The 15,872-nt window shown below is 56.9% G+C and carries 15 protein-coding genes and 1 tRNA gene; 13 read left to right on the forward strand and 3 right to left on the reverse strand.

Annotated elements, in window-relative coordinates; all coding sequences use genetic code 11:
- Window positions 1–8: 8 nt before the first annotated feature.
- On the forward strand, window positions 9–908 hold the full coding sequence (locus IPH10_06850) for a proline dehydrogenase family protein (protein ID MBK6910640.1): 900 nt from the start codon (window positions 9–11) through the stop codon (window positions 906–908).
- A 75-nt stretch (window positions 909–983) separates the two neighbouring features.
- Window positions 984–1,808 carry a site-specific DNA-methyltransferase gene (locus IPH10_06855; GenBank protein MBK6910641.1) on the forward strand — a complete coding sequence of 275 codons (825 nt, stop codon included), beginning with the start codon at window positions 984–986 and terminating at the stop codon, window positions 1,806–1,808.
- 72 nt (window positions 1,809–1,880) lie between these two features.
- On the opposite strand, the gene kbl is transcribed toward IPH10_06855, so the two are convergent.
- Genes kbl through IPH10_06870 form a run of 3 tightly spaced genes read right to left on the reverse strand, consistent with a single transcriptional unit; the run spans window position 1,881 to window position 6,190 of the window.
- Window positions 1,881–3,068, reverse strand: coding sequence for a glycine C-acetyltransferase (gene kbl / locus IPH10_06860; protein ID MBK6910642.1), 1,188 nt, complete (start codon window positions 3,066–3,068; stop codon window positions 1,881–1,883).
- A gap of 14 nt (window positions 3,069–3,082) precedes the next feature.
- On the reverse strand, window positions 3,083–5,107 hold the full coding sequence (locus IPH10_06865) for an APC family permease (GenBank protein ID MBK6910643.1): 2,025 nt from the start codon (window positions 5,105–5,107) through the stop codon (window positions 3,083–3,085).
- 6 nt (window positions 5,108–5,113) lie between these two features.
- Window positions 5,114–6,190 (reverse strand): alcohol dehydrogenase catalytic domain-containing protein, encoded by a 1,077-nt coding sequence (locus tag IPH10_06870; GenBank protein MBK6910644.1) that lies wholly within the window; start codon window positions 6,188–6,190, stop codon window positions 5,114–5,116.
- A gap of 357 nt (window positions 6,191–6,547) precedes the next feature.
- On the opposite strand from IPH10_06870, the gene IPH10_06875 reads away from it, so the two are divergent.
- From IPH10_06875 to IPH10_06925, 11 genes are all read left to right on the forward strand, one after another.
- Window positions 6,548–6,874 carry an IS1 family transposase gene (locus IPH10_06875; protein MBK6910645.1) on the forward strand — a complete coding sequence of 109 codons (327 nt, stop codon included), beginning with the start codon at window positions 6,548–6,550 and terminating at the stop codon, window positions 6,872–6,874.
- A 171-nt stretch (window positions 6,875–7,045) separates the two neighbouring features.
- A tRNA-Pro gene (locus IPH10_06880) sits at window positions 7,046–7,122 on the forward strand.
- Between the two features lie 778 nt (window positions 7,123–7,900).
- Window positions 7,901–8,329 carry a prepilin-type N-terminal cleavage/methylation domain-containing protein gene (locus tag IPH10_06885; GenBank protein MBK6910646.1) on the forward strand — a complete coding sequence of 143 codons (429 nt, stop codon included), beginning with the start codon at window positions 7,901–7,903 and terminating at the stop codon, window positions 8,327–8,329.
- 120 nt (window positions 8,330–8,449) lie between these two features.
- Complete coding sequence (locus tag IPH10_06890) at window positions 8,450–9,523, forward strand: type IV pilus twitching motility protein PilT (GenBank protein ID MBK6910647.1); 1,074 nt, start codon at window positions 8,450–8,452, stop codon at window positions 9,521–9,523.
- Between the two features lie 48 nt (window positions 9,524–9,571).
- Window positions 9,572–10,081, forward strand: a complete 510-nt coding sequence (locus IPH10_06895; GenBank protein ID MBK6910648.1) for a hypothetical protein — start codon at window positions 9,572–9,574, stop codon at window positions 10,079–10,081.
- A gap of 9 nt (window positions 10,082–10,090) precedes the next feature.
- Complete coding sequence (locus IPH10_06900; protein ID MBK6910649.1) at window positions 10,091–10,936, forward strand: hypothetical protein; 846 nt, start codon at window positions 10,091–10,093, stop codon at window positions 10,934–10,936.
- A 276-nt stretch (window positions 10,937–11,212) separates the two neighbouring features.
- Window positions 11,213–12,718: a hypothetical protein gene (locus IPH10_06905; protein MBK6910650.1), complete on the forward strand. Its 1,506-nt coding sequence runs from the start codon at window positions 11,213–11,215 to the stop codon at window positions 12,716–12,718.
- Window positions 12,719–12,928: 210 nt separating this feature from the next.
- Entirely contained in the window at window positions 12,929–14,017 is a 1,089-nt protein-coding gene (gene pilM / locus IPH10_06910; GenBank protein ID MBK6910651.1) for a type IV pilus assembly protein PilM, read from the forward strand.
- A 29-nt stretch (window positions 14,018–14,046) separates the two neighbouring features.
- On the forward strand, window positions 14,047–14,709 hold the full coding sequence (locus IPH10_06915) for a hypothetical protein (GenBank protein ID MBK6910652.1): 663 nt from the start codon (window positions 14,047–14,049) through the stop codon (window positions 14,707–14,709).
- A gap of 1 nt (window position 14,710) precedes the next feature.
- Window positions 14,711–15,265 carry a type 4a pilus biogenesis protein PilO gene (gene pilO, locus IPH10_06920; protein ID MBK6910653.1) on the forward strand — a complete coding sequence of 185 codons (555 nt, stop codon included), beginning with the start codon at window positions 14,711–14,713 and terminating at the stop codon, window positions 15,263–15,265.
- Window positions 15,266–15,285: 20 nt separating this feature from the next.
- The gene (locus IPH10_06925) at window positions 15,286–15,825 is read left to right on the forward strand and encodes a hypothetical protein (protein MBK6910654.1); all 540 of its coding nucleotides are present in this window, start codon (window positions 15,286–15,288) and stop codon (window positions 15,823–15,825) included.
- The last annotated feature ends 47 nt before the right edge of the window (window positions 15,826–15,872 follow it).

The following is a 15,872-nucleotide window of genomic DNA, read 5'->3' on the forward strand; positions in this document are numbered from 1 at the left end:
TTCGTAATATGTCGTTTATAGACAAATTGGTCGTCACGACGTTGCCGTATGTGCCCAAAGGGCTTGTGCGCAAGGTCGCCGGTAAGTACATCGCTGGTGAATCGCTGGCGGAAGCCATGCGAGTCGTGAAAGACCTGAACAGCCGTGGCATGCACGCCACCGTGGACGTGTTGGGTGAATTCGTCAACGATCCCGCGCAGGCTCGCGAGGACGTCGAAGCGTATTTGCGGCTTATTGATGCCATCGCGGAGAGCAAGCTCAAGACCGGGGTCTCGGTGAAACTGACGGCCGTTGGTCTGTCCATCAGCCCGCAGCTCGCGCGCGACAATCTGCGCGAATTGCTGAATGCGGCGAAAGCGCATGGCGTGTTTGTGCGCATTGACATGGAAGACTCTCCCTATACCACCGAGACGCTCGCGATTTACGACGAGCTCCGGTCCGAGCACAAACTTGGCGTCGTGGTGCAGGCTTACCTCAAACGCACCGCCGACGATGTCAAGCGACTGATGGACATTGGCAAGTGTAATTTTCGTCTATGCAAAGGTATCTACGTAGAGCCTGAGGCCATCGCGATCAAGGACCGCAAAGCGATTCAGGATAACTTCCTGCATCTTCTCGATCTGATGATCAGCGGCGGCGCGCAGGTCGGTATCGCGACGCACGACCGCTATCTGATCGAGCAGTCGGAGATCATGGTGAAAGAGCGCGGTGTGGACCCCAAACAGTACGAGTACCAGATGCTCCTCGGTGTGCTTCCCGATTTGCGCGACGATGTTGTGAGGCGCGGACATCGCATGCGCATATATGTGCCCTTCGGCGAGGCGTGGTACGGATATTCGACGCGCCGCTTGAAGGAGAATCCGGCCTTGGCGGGATACGTTTTCAAGAGTATGTTCAAGGCGGGCTAAGGAAATTACTCAAATAATGAGGCAGAAGTCGGGTCACCGCGGTCAATCGTGTGGTGACCCTCTCTCTGAGTGGACATGAGCATTCCGGACAAATGGCTGAATACGATCACCTGCGGCGATTGTTTCGCGATGTTACGCGAGCTGCCTGATCTTTCCATTGATCTGGTCGTGACCGATCCTCCGTACGGGATTGACTATCAGTCAAATCGCCGCACGGCGCGCGAGAAGCTACCCAAGTTTGCCAACGACGCATCCCTCGAATGGGTTGCCGATTGGGTGGACGAGGTTCACCGCGTCTTGAAAGACGACACCCACTTTTACTGCTTCACACGTTTCGACACGTATCCATTGTTTTACGCTGAGATTGCACGTCGCTTCGACGTGAAAAACTGCCTCATCTGGGTCAAGAACAACCACGGAAGCGGCGACTTAAACGGATCATACGCGCCGCAGTACGAGATGATCATCTTTGCTCACAAGGGCAAGCGTCACCTCAATGGTAAACGCGATGCCGATGTCATGGAGTGCGACAACGTTCCCTCGGCGCATCGCTTCCACTCGACACAAAAACCGGTAGAACTGCTGCGCGTTTTAATTGAGAAGAGCAGCGACCCGGGTGACATTGTGCTTGATCCGTTCGCGGGGACGGGCAGTACGGGGCTTGCCTGCAAGGCGACCAGCCATCATGACGGCGACGGCCACGAGCGCAGTTTCATACTCTTTGAATTGAACTCGGAATTCGTCAGCAAGGCGCGCGCCGGCGGTCTTGGAGTGCAAGAGGAGCTGCTGGTGGTCAAACGCGACAAACGCAAGCTCAATGAGCCTAAGCTGCGCGCAACGGCGCGTCCGCGCCGCTACGTCGCGCGCAAGGACCAGACGCTCTGGCTCACGCTGGACTGACAAGCGAATATCATGAAATGCAAAAGAGCCCGTCGCGCGACGGGCTCTTTCTATTCCTGCACTTTGCATCCGTTACTTCGTCACGCCCAGCGCTTTGCCGACCTTCTTGAAGGCTGCAATCGCCGCGTCAAGATGATCACCGTCGTGCGCGGCGGAAATCTGCACGCGAATGCGCGCCTGCTCCTTGGGCACGACCGGGAAATAGAAGCCGATGACATAGATGCCCTCATCAAGCATCATAGCCGCCATTTCCTGCGCCTTGTGCGCGTCGTAAAGCATAATCGGGACGATTGGATGCACGCCGGGTTTAATATCAAAGCCCGCCGCGGTCATCGCTTCGCGGAAGTAACGCGTATTGTTATGCAGCTTGTCGCGCAGCGCCGTCGTTTCCATCAGCATGTCGAGTGCTTTGTTGGCACCCGCAATGATCGGCGGCGGCACCGTGTTCGAGAACAAATAGGGCCGTGAGCGTTGCCGCAGAATGTCCACGATTTCCTGTCTCGCCGCAGTGAAGCCGCCCGACGCGCCGCCCAACGCCTTGCCGAGCGTTGAAGTGACGATATCCACTCGGTGCATCACGTCATGATGCTCGTGCGTTCCGCGGCCGTGCTTGCCCATGAATCCCGTCGCGTGCGAATCGTCGAGCATGACCAGGGCATTATATTTCTCGGCCAAATCGCAAATTTGCGGCAGCGGAGCGACAGTGCCGTCCATCGAGAACACGCCGTCGGTCGCCACCAGCCGGAAACGCGCGCCCTGCGCCTCTTTGAGCCGCTCTTCGAGCTCGCCCATGTCGGCATTCTTGTAAATCAGGCGCTTCGCCTTGGACAGCCGGATGCCGTCAATAATCGAAGCGTGATTGAGCGCGTCGGTGATGATGACATCTTCTTCCTTCATCAGGGTCTCAAACAGACCGCCATTCGCGTCGAAGCACGACGAATACAGAATGGCGTCGTCCATGCCTACGAACTTGGCCAGTTTGTTTTCGAGCTTTTTATGAATATCCTGCGTGCCACAAATGAACCGCACGGAAGACATGCCGTAGCCGCGTTCATCGAGAGCGTGCTTCGCCGCATCAATCAGCGCCGGATGGTCGCCTAAACCGAGATAGTTGTTGGCGCAAAAATTCAGGACGTCACGGTTGCGCACCTTGATTTCGGCGCCCTGCGGCGAGTCAATAATGCGTTCGGACTTAAACAGGCCGGACTCACGGATACCGACCAGTTCGGTCGCGAGAAATTCTTTGAAACCGTTATACATATAAGTAACCTAAGCTATTGCAGTCGAACAGGAAGAACGACGAATTGCAGACCGTGGAACATCAAGCGGCGCTGCAAGGTCATCGGAGTTTCGTTATGCAGAATGCGCGTCCAGAAAGTGTCTTTCCAGAACAGAAGTCTCGCCGCGAAGAACACGCTATTCGTATACTCTTCGTGGACGGCGAGGCACAGTCGTTCAATCTCAGAGACATAGTCCAATTCACAACTGGTCCGCGCCTCGGCTTTGAGCCCATAGGAGCGCGCCAATGTTACGTACTTCTCGGCTTCGGCCTGGACTTCGGCCCGCAGTGCATCGAGTTCGCTCGCGCCCTTGAAGCGGCCCGAGTCAATCGCGCCGACCGAAACAAAGATGAACTGTTTGAACCTGCCTCCGAACAGTCGTTGCGTCGAGAGCAGCAGATGAATGCCTTGACCGCTGAACCGTTGCACGAGCACCACGGCGGTCGGCTCTGTCGGCTTCAGCGGATCGGCTTTGACCGTCGAGTCGCCCAAGTCGAGCGTACCCAGAATATCGTCAAGCTCCTTGACCTTGCTCTCCACTTGCCGATAGTGGTTGCGAATTTTCAAACAGAGCAACAGGAACAACCCGGTCAGCAGAACGACCAGCCAACCGCCTTTGGCGAACTTGATCGCGACCATGATAACGAGCAGCACGACCGAGACGGTTAGACCGGCGCCGCTGATCAGGAAATGCCTGCGCCACGTCGGATCAGTCTTGCGTTTCTCGTACCACAACCGTGACATGCCGAGTAGCGCCAAGGTGAAACACAAAAATACGTCAATAGCATAGAGCGCCACCAGCACGGTCGTGTCGCCGCCGGCGAAGAGAATGAAGCCGATGGCGGCCAATCCCATCAGCACAATTCCGTTCTGCGTGACCAGGCGTTCGGACAGATGACCGAAGCGATGCGGCACCCACGAGTCCTCGGCCATGCTTGCCAGGACGCGCGGACCGCCGATGAAGCCCGTCTGCGCCGCGATGAAAAGCAACAACGCGGCCGAGATGAGCATGATGCTGACCAACGTCTGCCCGGCGTCGAATCCGCCGATATGCCAGCCTGCCGTAATCTGATCAAACAGCACGGCGTTCAGCGTCTTGCCTTCGACCTCGTGCGTGTCAAACAAGAAGAAATTCAGCAGCAGCATCACCGCGAGGAACGCCAGCGATACCGCCATGTAGAACATCGTCCGTTTGCCGGTGCGGACCCGCGGTTCTTTAAGCGTTTGCATGCCGTTGGCCACGGCCTCGATTCCGGTCAAAGTACCCGCGCCCATCGAGAACGCCGTGAGCAGTGCGGTCACAATCACCCACCAGCCGTCATTGTTGATCATGTTGCTGGCTAAATCGAGATTCTCCGCGGTCCGCGCCGGAAAATCGGGCAGGTGTGAGAATATCCCATAGGTGACCAGCAAGACATGCGAGACGACGAACACCAGGAAGATCGGCAGCAGGATCAGGATCGATTCCTTGAGCCCGCGTAGATTCAGCGCGATTAGAAAGACCACCGCACCGACCGCCATGTATGGCCTCAAATAGACCAGATGTTGCGGGAGCATACTAAACACGGCATCCACACCCGACGATATGGACACCGCGATCGTAAGGACGTAGTCAATCACCAATGCAGTTCCAGCCAGCGCGCCCAACTGCGGCGATAGCAATTTCGACGCAACAAGATAGCCGCCGCCGCCATTGGGGAACTGCTCGATGACCTGCACATACGCGGCCGAGATGATCAGAATTGTCACGGCGATCATCAAGGCCAGAATCGGCGTCAGAAACGTAGCGCCGTGCAGCGCCAGATACGCCTCTTCGGGGCCGTAGTTCGCGGACGAAATCCCGTCAGCACCTAACCCGACCCAGGCAAAAAATGCGATGAGCGATAGGTTGTGGAATACCGCCGGATCAAACGGATTCAGCCGCCGCCCGAACACGGCACGTTGAATACGCTTGAACAGTGACTGTTCGTCGTCCGGCGTTTCCGGTAACGAGGGTGGTGCTGAGTTAGTCGGGCGCACGAAGTGCTACTTGCCTTCGGGGAGACCGCCGGGATAAAGGACTACTTTCAGTCCTTCGCCGGCCAGTTTCGTTTGAAATCCGCGCTCGAAATCCTTCAGCGCGAAGTGGTGTGTGACGATTCGGCGGGCCGTGTCGCCGAACTCGCCTTGCAGCAGCGCCAGCATGTCAGCCCACGTATTGAAGATGCGTCGTCCGAAGATGCCGTGGACCTTGATTCCTTTTAGCACGATATCACCCGAGAAGTTCACGGACATATCGCCCGAGGGCAACCCGAGCAGGACAAAGTCGCCGCCCATGCGCAGGGTCTTGAACGCATCCTGATAGGCCGACGTCGCACCGGACATTTCCATGACAACATCGAGGCCGCGCTTGTCCGGGTCTGAGGTGGCGAGCTTCAGGAATTCCTGATGCTGTTTCTCGTCCTTGACATTAAAGACCTCCGTCGCGCCCTCGTCTTTCGCGACCTTGAGCACGTAGTCTGAAATATCCGTCACGTAGATCTTCTTTGCGCCCATTATGCGGCACAAGGCCACGGCCAGAATACCCAGCGGTCCGGCACCGAGCACCGCGACATCCTTACCGACAACGTCTGCTGAACGCGCCGTATAAACCGAGTTGCCAATTGCGTCGAGGTACGCTGCTACTTCCACCGGCAGGCTCGCCGGCAACGGCACGATCGCGCTCGCCGGGATCTTAACATAGTCAGCAAATGCACCCGGCTGGTCAATACCGCCCACCGTTTGCGAGATGCACCAATGGCCGTTGCCCGTCCGGCAGTTGTAGCAAGTACCGCAACGCCAGTGCATTTCCGCGGACACAAACTGGCCTTTGGTGAAACCTTCGACGCCGTGCCCCATATCTTCTATGTGGCCGCAGAACTCATGGCCGATAGTCAACGGAAGCACCTTGCCCATGCGATTCATGAGCGAGGCTTTGGCGGCATAAATATGGACGTCGGTACCGCAGATACCGGCAGCTTTAACTTTAACAATAACGTCATGCGGCGTGTTGATTTCCGGAACGGGGGCCTTGGGCAAATAGGTCAGCCCGGGCTCCGTATTACTTTTTTGAATGGCTTGCATGGGAGGGGTCAGAAGATATGTGTGAGGGGGTGGCAAACCGATAAGTCCAAAAAATACCGAATCGCACGCAATAAGTCAATTCGCCTGAGATTTGAGGTGTTCAGTTTAAGAATATAAGAATACTTTGTTTGAGGATGGCCGGGTTGTGGAAGCTGGCTTGCCGCCTGGTGCAGTCGAATTAAAGCGGGGGGGAAGTGCGGCCGATAACCCAAACGGTAATAAGCTGTTCACGAACCGGGTGAGTCAATCATGAACCTGGACCAATTCTCCTGTCAGAATCCCCACTGCCCCGACCATAATCGTACGGGGAACGGGAACATCAATCTCTATACCCGGTACGGCCGCAAGCAGGTCCGTTTGCTGATTTGTCGCACGTGTGGCAAGACGTTCAGTGAATTAAAGGGCACGCCGTTCTGGGATTCTCGTCTCGACTGGGACACCATCGAGAAGATCTATCGCAATCTGTTGCAGGGCAACGGCATTCGCGCCACGGCACGGGACTTTAACCTGTCCAAGAACACCGTCAAGCGCTACCTGCGGCTGGCCAACAAGGACTATCAGACCGTGTTGAACTTCCTGCAGGATCGGGGCGTAATCGCGAATGGCGATGCCCAGCTCCGCGAGCTGCTGGCCCAGTTTTCGAGCCGCCGTCAGGCCACGGACCGCGTGCCCGTGATGATGTAAAGGCTGGAAGGTATGGGAGGGACTGTGCGGCCCGCCGGCAACGGCGGGCCGTCGTTTTGCCCAAAATGCCGAGGTCGAGCATTGCTGCGTTTCGCGCCAGCGGCACTTGGTCCAGCCCGGCGCTGGTTGCAATTGCCCTCAAACTACGCTACATTGGGCTTCCTTGGGGAACGGGGCGTAGCGCAGTCCGGTAGCGCATCTGCTTTGGGAGCAGAGGGTCGCAGGTTCGAATCCTGTCGCCCCGACCATGAAAAACAGGCATCTCGGTGCCTGTTTTATGTTGTGGGGAGGATCTTTCGCTCGCACTTAATTGTTGCCTTGACGATCCGGGATGGCGGGGTTTTGCTCAATCGGTACGTTGCCCGATGACCTTGAAGAGCTGGTCGGACGACAACCCGTAGAGGCCAGAATCATGGTGCTAATTCCATCTGTTACCAGAGTCTTCAAGCGGATGCGGTTCGATGATTCGTGGGGTTGAAGACAGCCTTGAGATGTTTGCGCAAGACGGTTGTTTCCGTGGTGGCACCCGCTGTGGTATTTGGAAATCCTGTCTTGGCGTTTCCGCGACTAAATGGACCCGTAGCCCGCTGACCCTAGTCTGCGGTGGCTCATTAGTCGTGCTTCAAATAAGATTGAGTTGGTCACATCTCCTTGGTGTGTGCGAACTTTGCGCCGCACGTAAGCAGTCTCGCCTCTCATTTTGCGGGAAATGAAAAACGCGTGGGGAATTCGATTTGCCTCTCGGTGCATGTTATGCACTATTTGCATGGAATGCATAGTAGGTGTAATGAGCGACAATTGTAAATATTAGGTTTAAGTTTGTGAATTGCAACCTCAAAAGGGCTTGAATGTTGCCGTAAGTTCATTAGTTGCAAGGGCCCTATCTTCTTGAACGTGCCTTTGAGGACTTGATAAATTGGTACTCTCATCGTAAGTTGAGGGTTACTAAGTTCATGGAGGACCGTGCAAGCAATGCGACATCAGCACGGGCAATCTGCAACGGTAAGCCAGTATGGAGGACGTATCATGTTGAACCGACTCATTCGTCGGCGCAAGAACCAAAAGGGTTTCACCCTGATCGAAATTCTGATTGTAGTGGTCATCGTGGCCATTCTCGCGGCGATTTCGGTTCCGATCTATCTTGAGTATGTGGAAAGCGCCCGCGCAAGCGACGCCAAGACGGCCATCAATTCCATTTGGCAAGCCGCGCAGATCTATCTGCAGGACCGTGGCGAATGGCCGGGTTCGGTGGAAGACCTTCAGGACGCCAGCTATGTGAATCTGTCGGACGCTACTGAGCTGCAGTGGACGTTCTCGTTCCAAGGGAGTCCCCCCGAAGAGATCATTGCCACTTCGACCGACCAAATGCGCGGCGGCGCCGGTAAGGAAGTCCGCTACGTCGTGAAGGAAGGTCGCTGGCTGGGCTACGGTCTGCCGGAGCCGGACGAACAATAAGGTGTGCGAAAGTGCGGAGTGGTCGAAGTGCGGCCACTCCGCACTTAACATATATGGCGGCGTGAGCCTTGGTGGGCGCGCCCGATTTGAAGGTTTGAGGAAGCGAGGACAGACGTGGCGGTGGCAACGGCACAGTTTCTAAATATCTTTGATTTGCTTCGGTTTGCCGTGGACCAGGGTGCATCGGACTTGCACCTGTCAAGCGGTTCCGTTCCGATGATCCGCGTGCACGGCCGCATGCGGAAGCTCAACCTGCCGCGGATGGAACATGCCGTGCTGGAGAACATCGTCCAGCAGGTGTTGACCCGCGAGCAGCTCGAGCGCTTCATTGAGATGAAGGAGATTGACTTTTCGGCAAAGCTCGAAGACATTGCGCGTTTCCGTGTCAACGTCTTTCAGCAGATCAACGGTTACGGCGCGGTGTTCCGCACGATTCCTTCGGAAATCCGGTCCTTTGAGGAGCTGGGTCTGCCGGAGGTGATGCGCGACCTTGCGGACCGTGACCGTGGCTTGGTGCTCTTGACCGGTCCGACGGGTTCCGGCAAGACGACCACGTTGGCCACGATGGTGGACTGGATTAATGAGTATAAAGAGCTGCACATCATCACGATCGAAGACCCGGTCGAGTTCTTCCACGATTCGAAGAACTGCATGATGAACCAGCGCGAGTTGGGGGCGAACACGCACAGCTTCGCCAACGCCTTGCGCGCCGCCTTACGTGAAGACCCGGACGTGATTCTGGTCGGCGAAATGCGCGACCTTGAGACGATCTCGTTGGCTCTGACAGCCGCTGAGACGGGTCACTTGGTCTTTGCGACCCTGCACACGTCGAGCGCTGCCAAGACAATTGACCGTATTATTGACATTTTCCCGGCCGCCCAAAAGACTCAGGTCCGCTCAATGCTGGCCGAGTCGCTGGAAGCCGTGGTGGCACAGAAACTGCTTCCCAAGAAGGATGGGGCGGGCCGAATAGTGGCATCGGAAATCATGGTCGCCACGACCGCGGTCCGGAACCTGATCCGCGAAGATAAGATTTATCAAATCCCCTCAGTCATCCAGTCGGGTGGCAAGTCGGGTATGCAAAGCCTCGATCAGGACCTGATGCGCCTTCTGCATAAGGGTCTGATCAGTCGCGAGACCGCTGCGCACGTGGCCGAGAATCCCAAGTTGTTCGAGGTCAATCTCTCGGAGTAATCCGGGGGGTGGTCCTTGGACCACTGGAATCAAACATTGAGGCCACACATGAGCAGACGCATTCGCAAATGGGAGCGCGGCGCAGCCGACTTGGTCACGATCGCGGTCGGACTTACGATCGTGGCAATCACGGCGATTGGGACCTCCTATTCCCTCCTGTACGGGCGACAAGCCTTAATCCAGCAGGAACACTACAAGACGGCCCTCTATAAGCTGCGTGGCTTCATGGAGGAGCAGGTCGCTCGCTACCGCTTCTCGGCGTACTACCGCTCCAATTTCAATTGGTGGGGGACGCGCCAGGAAGTGGAAGTTGACCTTGACACGCCCACGGATCGTAACGGCGAAATGCAAATGACCACGGCTATTCTGTCGCGTGGTGCCATTGCTTTCGAGGATGACTTGTTGACCGGCGAATCGCCGGACTACTTTGTCATCACCGCGCACGCGAACTGGCAAGAGCCGGTCGCTGCGGGAATGCTAAGTGCCCAACCGGGGAGCGATACGGAAGGACCGGATCGCGAGATTACCCTGGTGCAGTATTTCAAGATTCCGGGTTAAGGGGGCAACATGAAACGACTATCACGACTTCTCGCGCTTTCCGGTTTGACCGGACTGCGGCGTGCGACGGGTTTCACGCTCGTCTCGAATTTGGTCTCGGTGTTCGTAGGTGCCACGGTGCTGTTGGGCGGATGGGCGGCCTATCGCGATTTTTCCATGCAGTGGCGCGTCTCCAATGCCGAGCGGCAGATGGACCAGTATGCGCATTCCGCCATGACCGAGATGGTTAATATCCTGCAATGGTCGTGCGGGGCGCATACCCCGAATGTCAGCGGCGTTTCAAATCGCATGACGATTGCCATCGGCGACTTCGTCGGTGAGAACGGCGGCCTGTCGAGCACTAACATGAAGACCGGCCACTTCCCCTACTCGACTGACAATTACTTCACGGCCAGCCGGTTCATCAAGGGCCATTCGATGGATGGCGGGTTCATCAACCTGACCTATCATCAGGATCGCGGCATTCTGATCAACGGCTTGGAACCGGGCTGGGCCAAGAGTGACAATTTTGTCTGGCGCGGCCGTCCGCTGCGTTCGGGACGGGATGCTCTGGCCGCCTTTGACTCCCGCGACCGCATGCGGGTGACGGATTTTTCGGTGGACTTCCCGTTGATCTCGGATCCATATGCGGGCTACGAAGGTGACGGTGGTACGACCCTGCGCAGCTCGGTGATTCGGATCAAGATGGTCATGCAGTACCGCTATCGGATGGATGATTCGTTCGGTCTGTACGGCGAAGACTACGTTCGTGAGCGCGTCTACGAGACCAGCGTGAACTTCCTGAATCACGCGTTGGCCATTAACGGCAATCAGTACTTTCAGGAATTCACGGCGACCGGCGCAACGGGCTTCTAAACCCGCGTTTTACCGGAATCGCTTGTCGAACGACAGTATCTTTTAATCACGTTGGCTTTGGGCTGCCGCGCCGCATGCGCGGCGCGGCAGCCATAGTTTGGTCGTCTGTTGAGCACGCGCTGGGCGCGAGTCGCACGCTGGGTGGGACGGTTGCTTGGCACAAGGTTTTGCTGTATGGCTTCGACAGGAAGTCAAGCAGCGGGAGCTTTGCCACCATGGGCAGTCGGGCTTTCCGAAAGGCGAATTAGTCCTTCACAGATCAACAGGGAACGGATCATGAACAGGACCACACACCATCACGCATCTCGCCGCGATCGCGGCTACGTCCTTATTGCCATGATGGCGCTGATTGCAGCGCTGTTGGCAACGGGCGGTGCTTTCATGCAATGGGCTTCTGACGAGGCCTTGCAGGGCGAGACGTCGCGGGCCGGTATGCAGGCGTACTATGTGGCGCAGGCCGGCGTGATTGAAAAAGGTTTGACGTGGTTGTCTTCGCAGCAACAGGGGCTTCTGCCGAGCGGTGAAACGCGCTTGGGCAACGGCACTGTTCCGGGTATCGGCCGCTACTTTGACGTTCGCGTCTATCCCGTCTTCGGGTCCCGCGACGACAATACGAACTTCAGCTATGACGAGAAGTTCCGTATTACAGCCTACGGCGAAGTTCCGACGCCATATGACGGGATCGAGGACCGCAAGGTGGTGCGCAAGGCCATTTTGTACGTTCAGGTCCGCAGCTTCGTGGACTATATGTACCTGACGAACTGGGAAACGTCAGCCACCTTCCCCAACGATGTGATTCGCTTCTTCGGTCGCGACACGTTGTGGGGCCGGACGCACTCCAACGATTGGATTGCGACGCAGGGCGACGTCAACGGTTTGCCCGTATTCTACGACATCGTTTCAACGACCAAGCCGAGCTTCCGTCCGGGTTCTCCGAATCCTGCGGGCCAATTCCTCGGCGGCCCGCCGCGATTCAACGAACCGCCGGTGCTGTTGCCCGAGCTGGCCGAACCGATTCGCGAGAACGCCGACTATTTCCTCGAGGCCGAGGGCCACGAGTGGTACTGCTCGATCAATGGAACGCAAGCGACGTTCTATCATTGGCCGGAGGGTACTGAGCTTGACACCAACAATGCGCAAAGCGTTGTCGTGAACTGCAGCCCGAAGGTTTGCGTGTTTGTGGACGGCAAGATGGAGATGCGCGGCGTATTGAGTGGCCAGGGCTGTCGCCTGACCGTTGGCTGTTCGGGCGACATTCGCCTGATTGACAACGTGATGATTCAGGGCACGAATATGGTTTCGGGCGCACTACCTCCGAACTGTACGAGCATCTTGGGCATTGTCAGCGAAGGCTGGATCTGGATCGGCAATACGTGGAAGAACGGCCGCGAAGGTTGTTCGGGTCCCGGTGGCTTGCAGGACCGGTGCCATATTGTGATTACGGCGGCGCTCGTTTCTTTGCGCGGCAGCTTCCAGCTTGAGCAAATGAACGACACGTTCGATCCTTACAATAGTCCGATCACGCCCGATGAGCGTGGCAACATCGTCATGACCGGTTCGATCACGCAATGGCGTCGTGGCTATGTGCACCGTTCTAATCTGGGCGGCACGGGCTACAACAAGGTTTATAAGTACGACCAACGATTCCGGACGATGCGTCCGCCGTGCTTCCTCGGTGCGGTAGACGATGAAGGCCGGGTGTTCTTCAACATCGTGCAGTGGGGCCAGGCGGCAGAAGATGTCGTGGACGTGGCGGCCCAGCGGCGCGTTCGTTACAACTAACGGCTTACATGCCGAGTCTGAGGTCCAGTTTGACTGGCGCCCAGATGCAATCCGTTCCCTCAATATGCGCGGTCGTGGTCTGCGGGCATTGCTGCCCGCAGACCCGTCCGTTTCACGCCGCGGCCCTTCCTTCCTCCGTTTCTGCCGCAGCTTCGCCCGACATCTTAGGTGCAGAATTCCGCTTGAAATCCTCTCTGTCTTGGAGTTTTCGTGTTAGGTTTTAAGTCAAATGTTCGCGTGGGACTCGATATCGGCTCGCACGCGATCCAATTGGTCGTGGCCGAAAAACACGGCGACCGCAGCCGTCTCATCGGCGCGTGGTCGCGCGACATCTACACGGCGTCCAATGATCGTTATGATCTGGACGGTCCGAAGAAGATGCAAATCGTGCCGATCGTTCTGGACATGTTCCGCGAAGCCGGGGTTCGTCCCAAACGCGTCGCGCATTTGGGCTCATGCCTATCGGGCCTGAACATGGCCACCAAGGAGATTCGCTCCTTACAGATGCCCGATGACGAAATGGCCAGTTCACTGACGCAGGAAGGCCGCAAGCATCTGCCGCTCGACGGATCAGAGCTTGTAGTGGACTACCAGATTCTCGGGGATGACACACGCGAGGCCGACAAAGTCCGCGTGCTGTTGGCCGTCACGACCAAGCGCACGCTCGACGCGCACTTGGACGTGCTGCGCGAGCTGGAATTGAAGCCGGGCGTTGTGGACCTCGAACCGCTGGCGTGCGTGAATGCTTACATGGTCACAGGCGAACTGCCGGACGAAGGCGTGGTCTGCTTCCTGAATATCGGCGCGCGCCGCACGAATCTCGTGATCGTGGGCCGCAAGGATATGTACTTCAGCCGCGACCTGCCGGTTGCCGGTTGGAGTTTCACGGAGGACTTGATGACGCGTTTGAACGCGACGTTCGCACAGGCGGAGGAGATCAAGCACCGTCAAGGCCTGACAGCCAAGGACTTGAAGCCGATGGCTGGCACGGAAGGCATGACCGTCGCGTCGAGCCTTGCGCTGTCAGACAAGTCGCCGCTCGACAAACTCTACGATGAAATTAATCGCTCGATTCGCTACTACGTCAAAGAGACGGGTCAGAGCGGTATCATGAAGTTCGTTCTGTTCGGTGGTTCGGCGGCGTCGCAGGAACTGTGCGACTACCTGGCGAACCGTTTCAGCGTTCCCGTGGACGCGCACGATCCGTTTAAGGCACTGGAAGGACACGCGGACGTGCGGAATCGCCCGCAATTCGCGGCGGCGGTCGGACTGGCCCTGCGCGCGCAGGCCATCTACTAAACAACTGCAGCAAGGCACTGACCAACACGATGGTACGACTTTTTACAATCAATCTGAACAAGGGCGAAGGCGAACTCGTCCTGCGGCAACGCAAGAAAGAGCGGCGCAGTCTGCTCTTGTTGGGTCTGCTCGGCCTCTTGTTCGCGGTGCTCGGCGGTATCACGTGGGCGCAGAACGAAGCTGTTGACGACGTGATCAAGTCGCGTCAGGAAAAGCTCGCCCGCATCAAGTTTGAGCTTGACAGTCTGAAACGCGAGGGCACGAACGTCTCCAAGGACGACGTGATGGCGCTGGCGAATCTCGAGACGGAACGCTTCTTATGGGCGCGCCGTCTGGAGGTTTTGGCCGAAGTGCTGCCTCCGGGTATGTCGGTCACGGGACTCGAGTTGCAGAACGCCCGCTTCTTCCTGCATTGTATAGCGCAGGTGGATTCTTCCGAGAAGGAATTCGATATCATTTCGCGTTTTGTTGATCTGCTCAAGACCACTCCTGATTTTCGTCAGGGGATGTTCGAGATCAAGTTTGACAAGTCATTGCGCAAGGTGGTCGAAGACCAGGACGTTCTGATGTTCTCGGTCGAGTGCGTGACGCGTGATCCTGAGCGCGGGAAGAAGAAGAAGTCCGGGACGCCGGCTGTGCCGATGCCGGGCAAGGGCGGGGCCCAGCGTAATCTGCCGAGCGGAGGAGCATAAGATGAGAAAAATTATTGTTGCACTGATTATGCTGCTTGTCGTCGCCGGTGGTTTCTACTACTACCTGCAGTTTACGTTCAAGGACAAGCCGACGATCGTGCGCGAACTTGACGAACAGATCAAGGTCGAGAATGAGAAGCTCATTGCCGCGCAGATTATTGCCAACGAGCTGAAGCAAGTGACGCGGCTGATCGAGGGTAACCTGGCGCAGTCGCAGCGCGATTCGCTGGCCGAAGACGCCTCGTTGCCGTTCATGAACCAGTTGACCGATATTTTGCGGAATCATCAGATTGACCTCAAGTTGATCGAACCGGGCCGCCGCAAGAATCTGAACACGTACGTCGCGACGCCGTACACCGTAGAAGTGCTGACGAGCTACAGGTCGCTCGTGAGTTTCCTGAATGACGTGGAAAAGAGCAACCGTCTGGTGACCGTAGACAAGTTTGAATTGACGAGTCAGGTCAAGCAGGTGCAGGCTCAAGCGAAACAGGGGCTGACGGACAAGCGCCCCATGATGATCGAGCTGTCCACGTTAACTTTGATCAAGCAGAAATAAGCCGATAGGCAGTATACGATATGAACCAGCGAGTAAGCGTTCTGTGGGGTATTCTGTTGTCGTTGCTGATCGTGACGATGATTTGGATGGGCTGGCAGAACTATAAGATTTCGCAGCGCATTGAGGTAATGCGCAACAAGGCCATCGTGCTGGGCACCGATCAGCAGTTGGAAGAAACGGTCAACACGCTGGAGAAGGACCTTAACGACCGCATCGCGTATGAGACGAACGTGTCGCTTGACCCGTTCGACCTGACGCGTACGATTCAGTCGAAGGTGTTTCTCGCGAGCCTGGGTCTGCGCGAGACGGTGGAACAGCGTGGCCGGATGCGACTGTCCTGCACGGTCATGGGCGATTCACCGTCGGGAATCGTCAAGTTCATGGGCCGCAGCCATGTGCTGCGCATTGGCGACGAACTTAACGGTTTCCGCGTGGCGGCGATTAGCCCGGCGGAAATGGTGTTGAACAAGGGCGGTTCACGGCTGGTGCTGGTCAACGAATCGGCGCCGGATACGGAGCTGACCGAAGGCCGGACGTCAGTAGACGCGCCGAATTACTGAGCGCGCGCGGAATCGAGACACAAAGAATTTTTAGCAAATATAGCCGA

This window comes from bacterium (genome assembly GCA_016702305.1).
Classification (GTDB): domain Bacteria; phylum Electryoneota; class RPQS01; order RPQS01; family RPQS01; genus JABWCQ01.

Excerpts from the sequence above, each read along its gene's own strand:
- pilO (MBK6910653.1), top strand. The coding sequence starts at position 14,711 with ATGAGAAAAATTATTGTTGCACTGATTATGCTGCTTGTCGTCGCCGGT.
- IPH10_06900 (MBK6910649.1), top strand. The coding sequence starts at position 10,091 with ATGAAACGACTATCACGACTTCTCGCGCTTTCCGGTTTGACCGGACTG.
- IPH10_06850 (MBK6910640.1), top strand. The coding sequence starts at position 9 with ATGTCGTTTATAGACAAATTGGTCGTCACGACGTTGCCGTATGTGCCC.
- IPH10_06870 (MBK6910644.1), bottom strand. The coding sequence starts at position 6,190 with ATGCAAGCCATTCAAAAAAGTAATACGGAGCCCGGGCTGACCTATTTG.
- IPH10_06925 (MBK6910654.1), top strand. The coding sequence starts at position 15,286 with ATGAACCAGCGAGTAAGCGTTCTGTGGGGTATTCTGTTGTCGTTGCTG.
- IPH10_06905 (MBK6910650.1), top strand. The coding sequence starts at position 11,213 with ATGAACAGGACCACACACCATCACGCATCTCGCCGCGATCGCGGCTAC.
- IPH10_06895 (MBK6910648.1), top strand. The coding sequence starts at position 9,572 with ATGAGCAGACGCATTCGCAAATGGGAGCGCGGCGCAGCCGACTTGGTC.
- kbl (MBK6910642.1), bottom strand. The coding sequence starts at position 3,068 with ATGTATAACGGTTTCAAAGAATTTCTCGCGACCGAACTGGTCGGTATC.
- IPH10_06885 (MBK6910646.1), top strand. The coding sequence starts at position 7,901 with ATGTTGAACCGACTCATTCGTCGGCGCAAGAACCAAAAGGGTTTCACC.
- IPH10_06915 (MBK6910652.1), top strand. The coding sequence starts at position 14,047 with ATGGTACGACTTTTTACAATCAATCTGAACAAGGGCGAAGGCGAACTC.
- IPH10_06855 (MBK6910641.1), top strand. The coding sequence starts at position 984 with ATGAGCATTCCGGACAAATGGCTGAATACGATCACCTGCGGCGATTGT.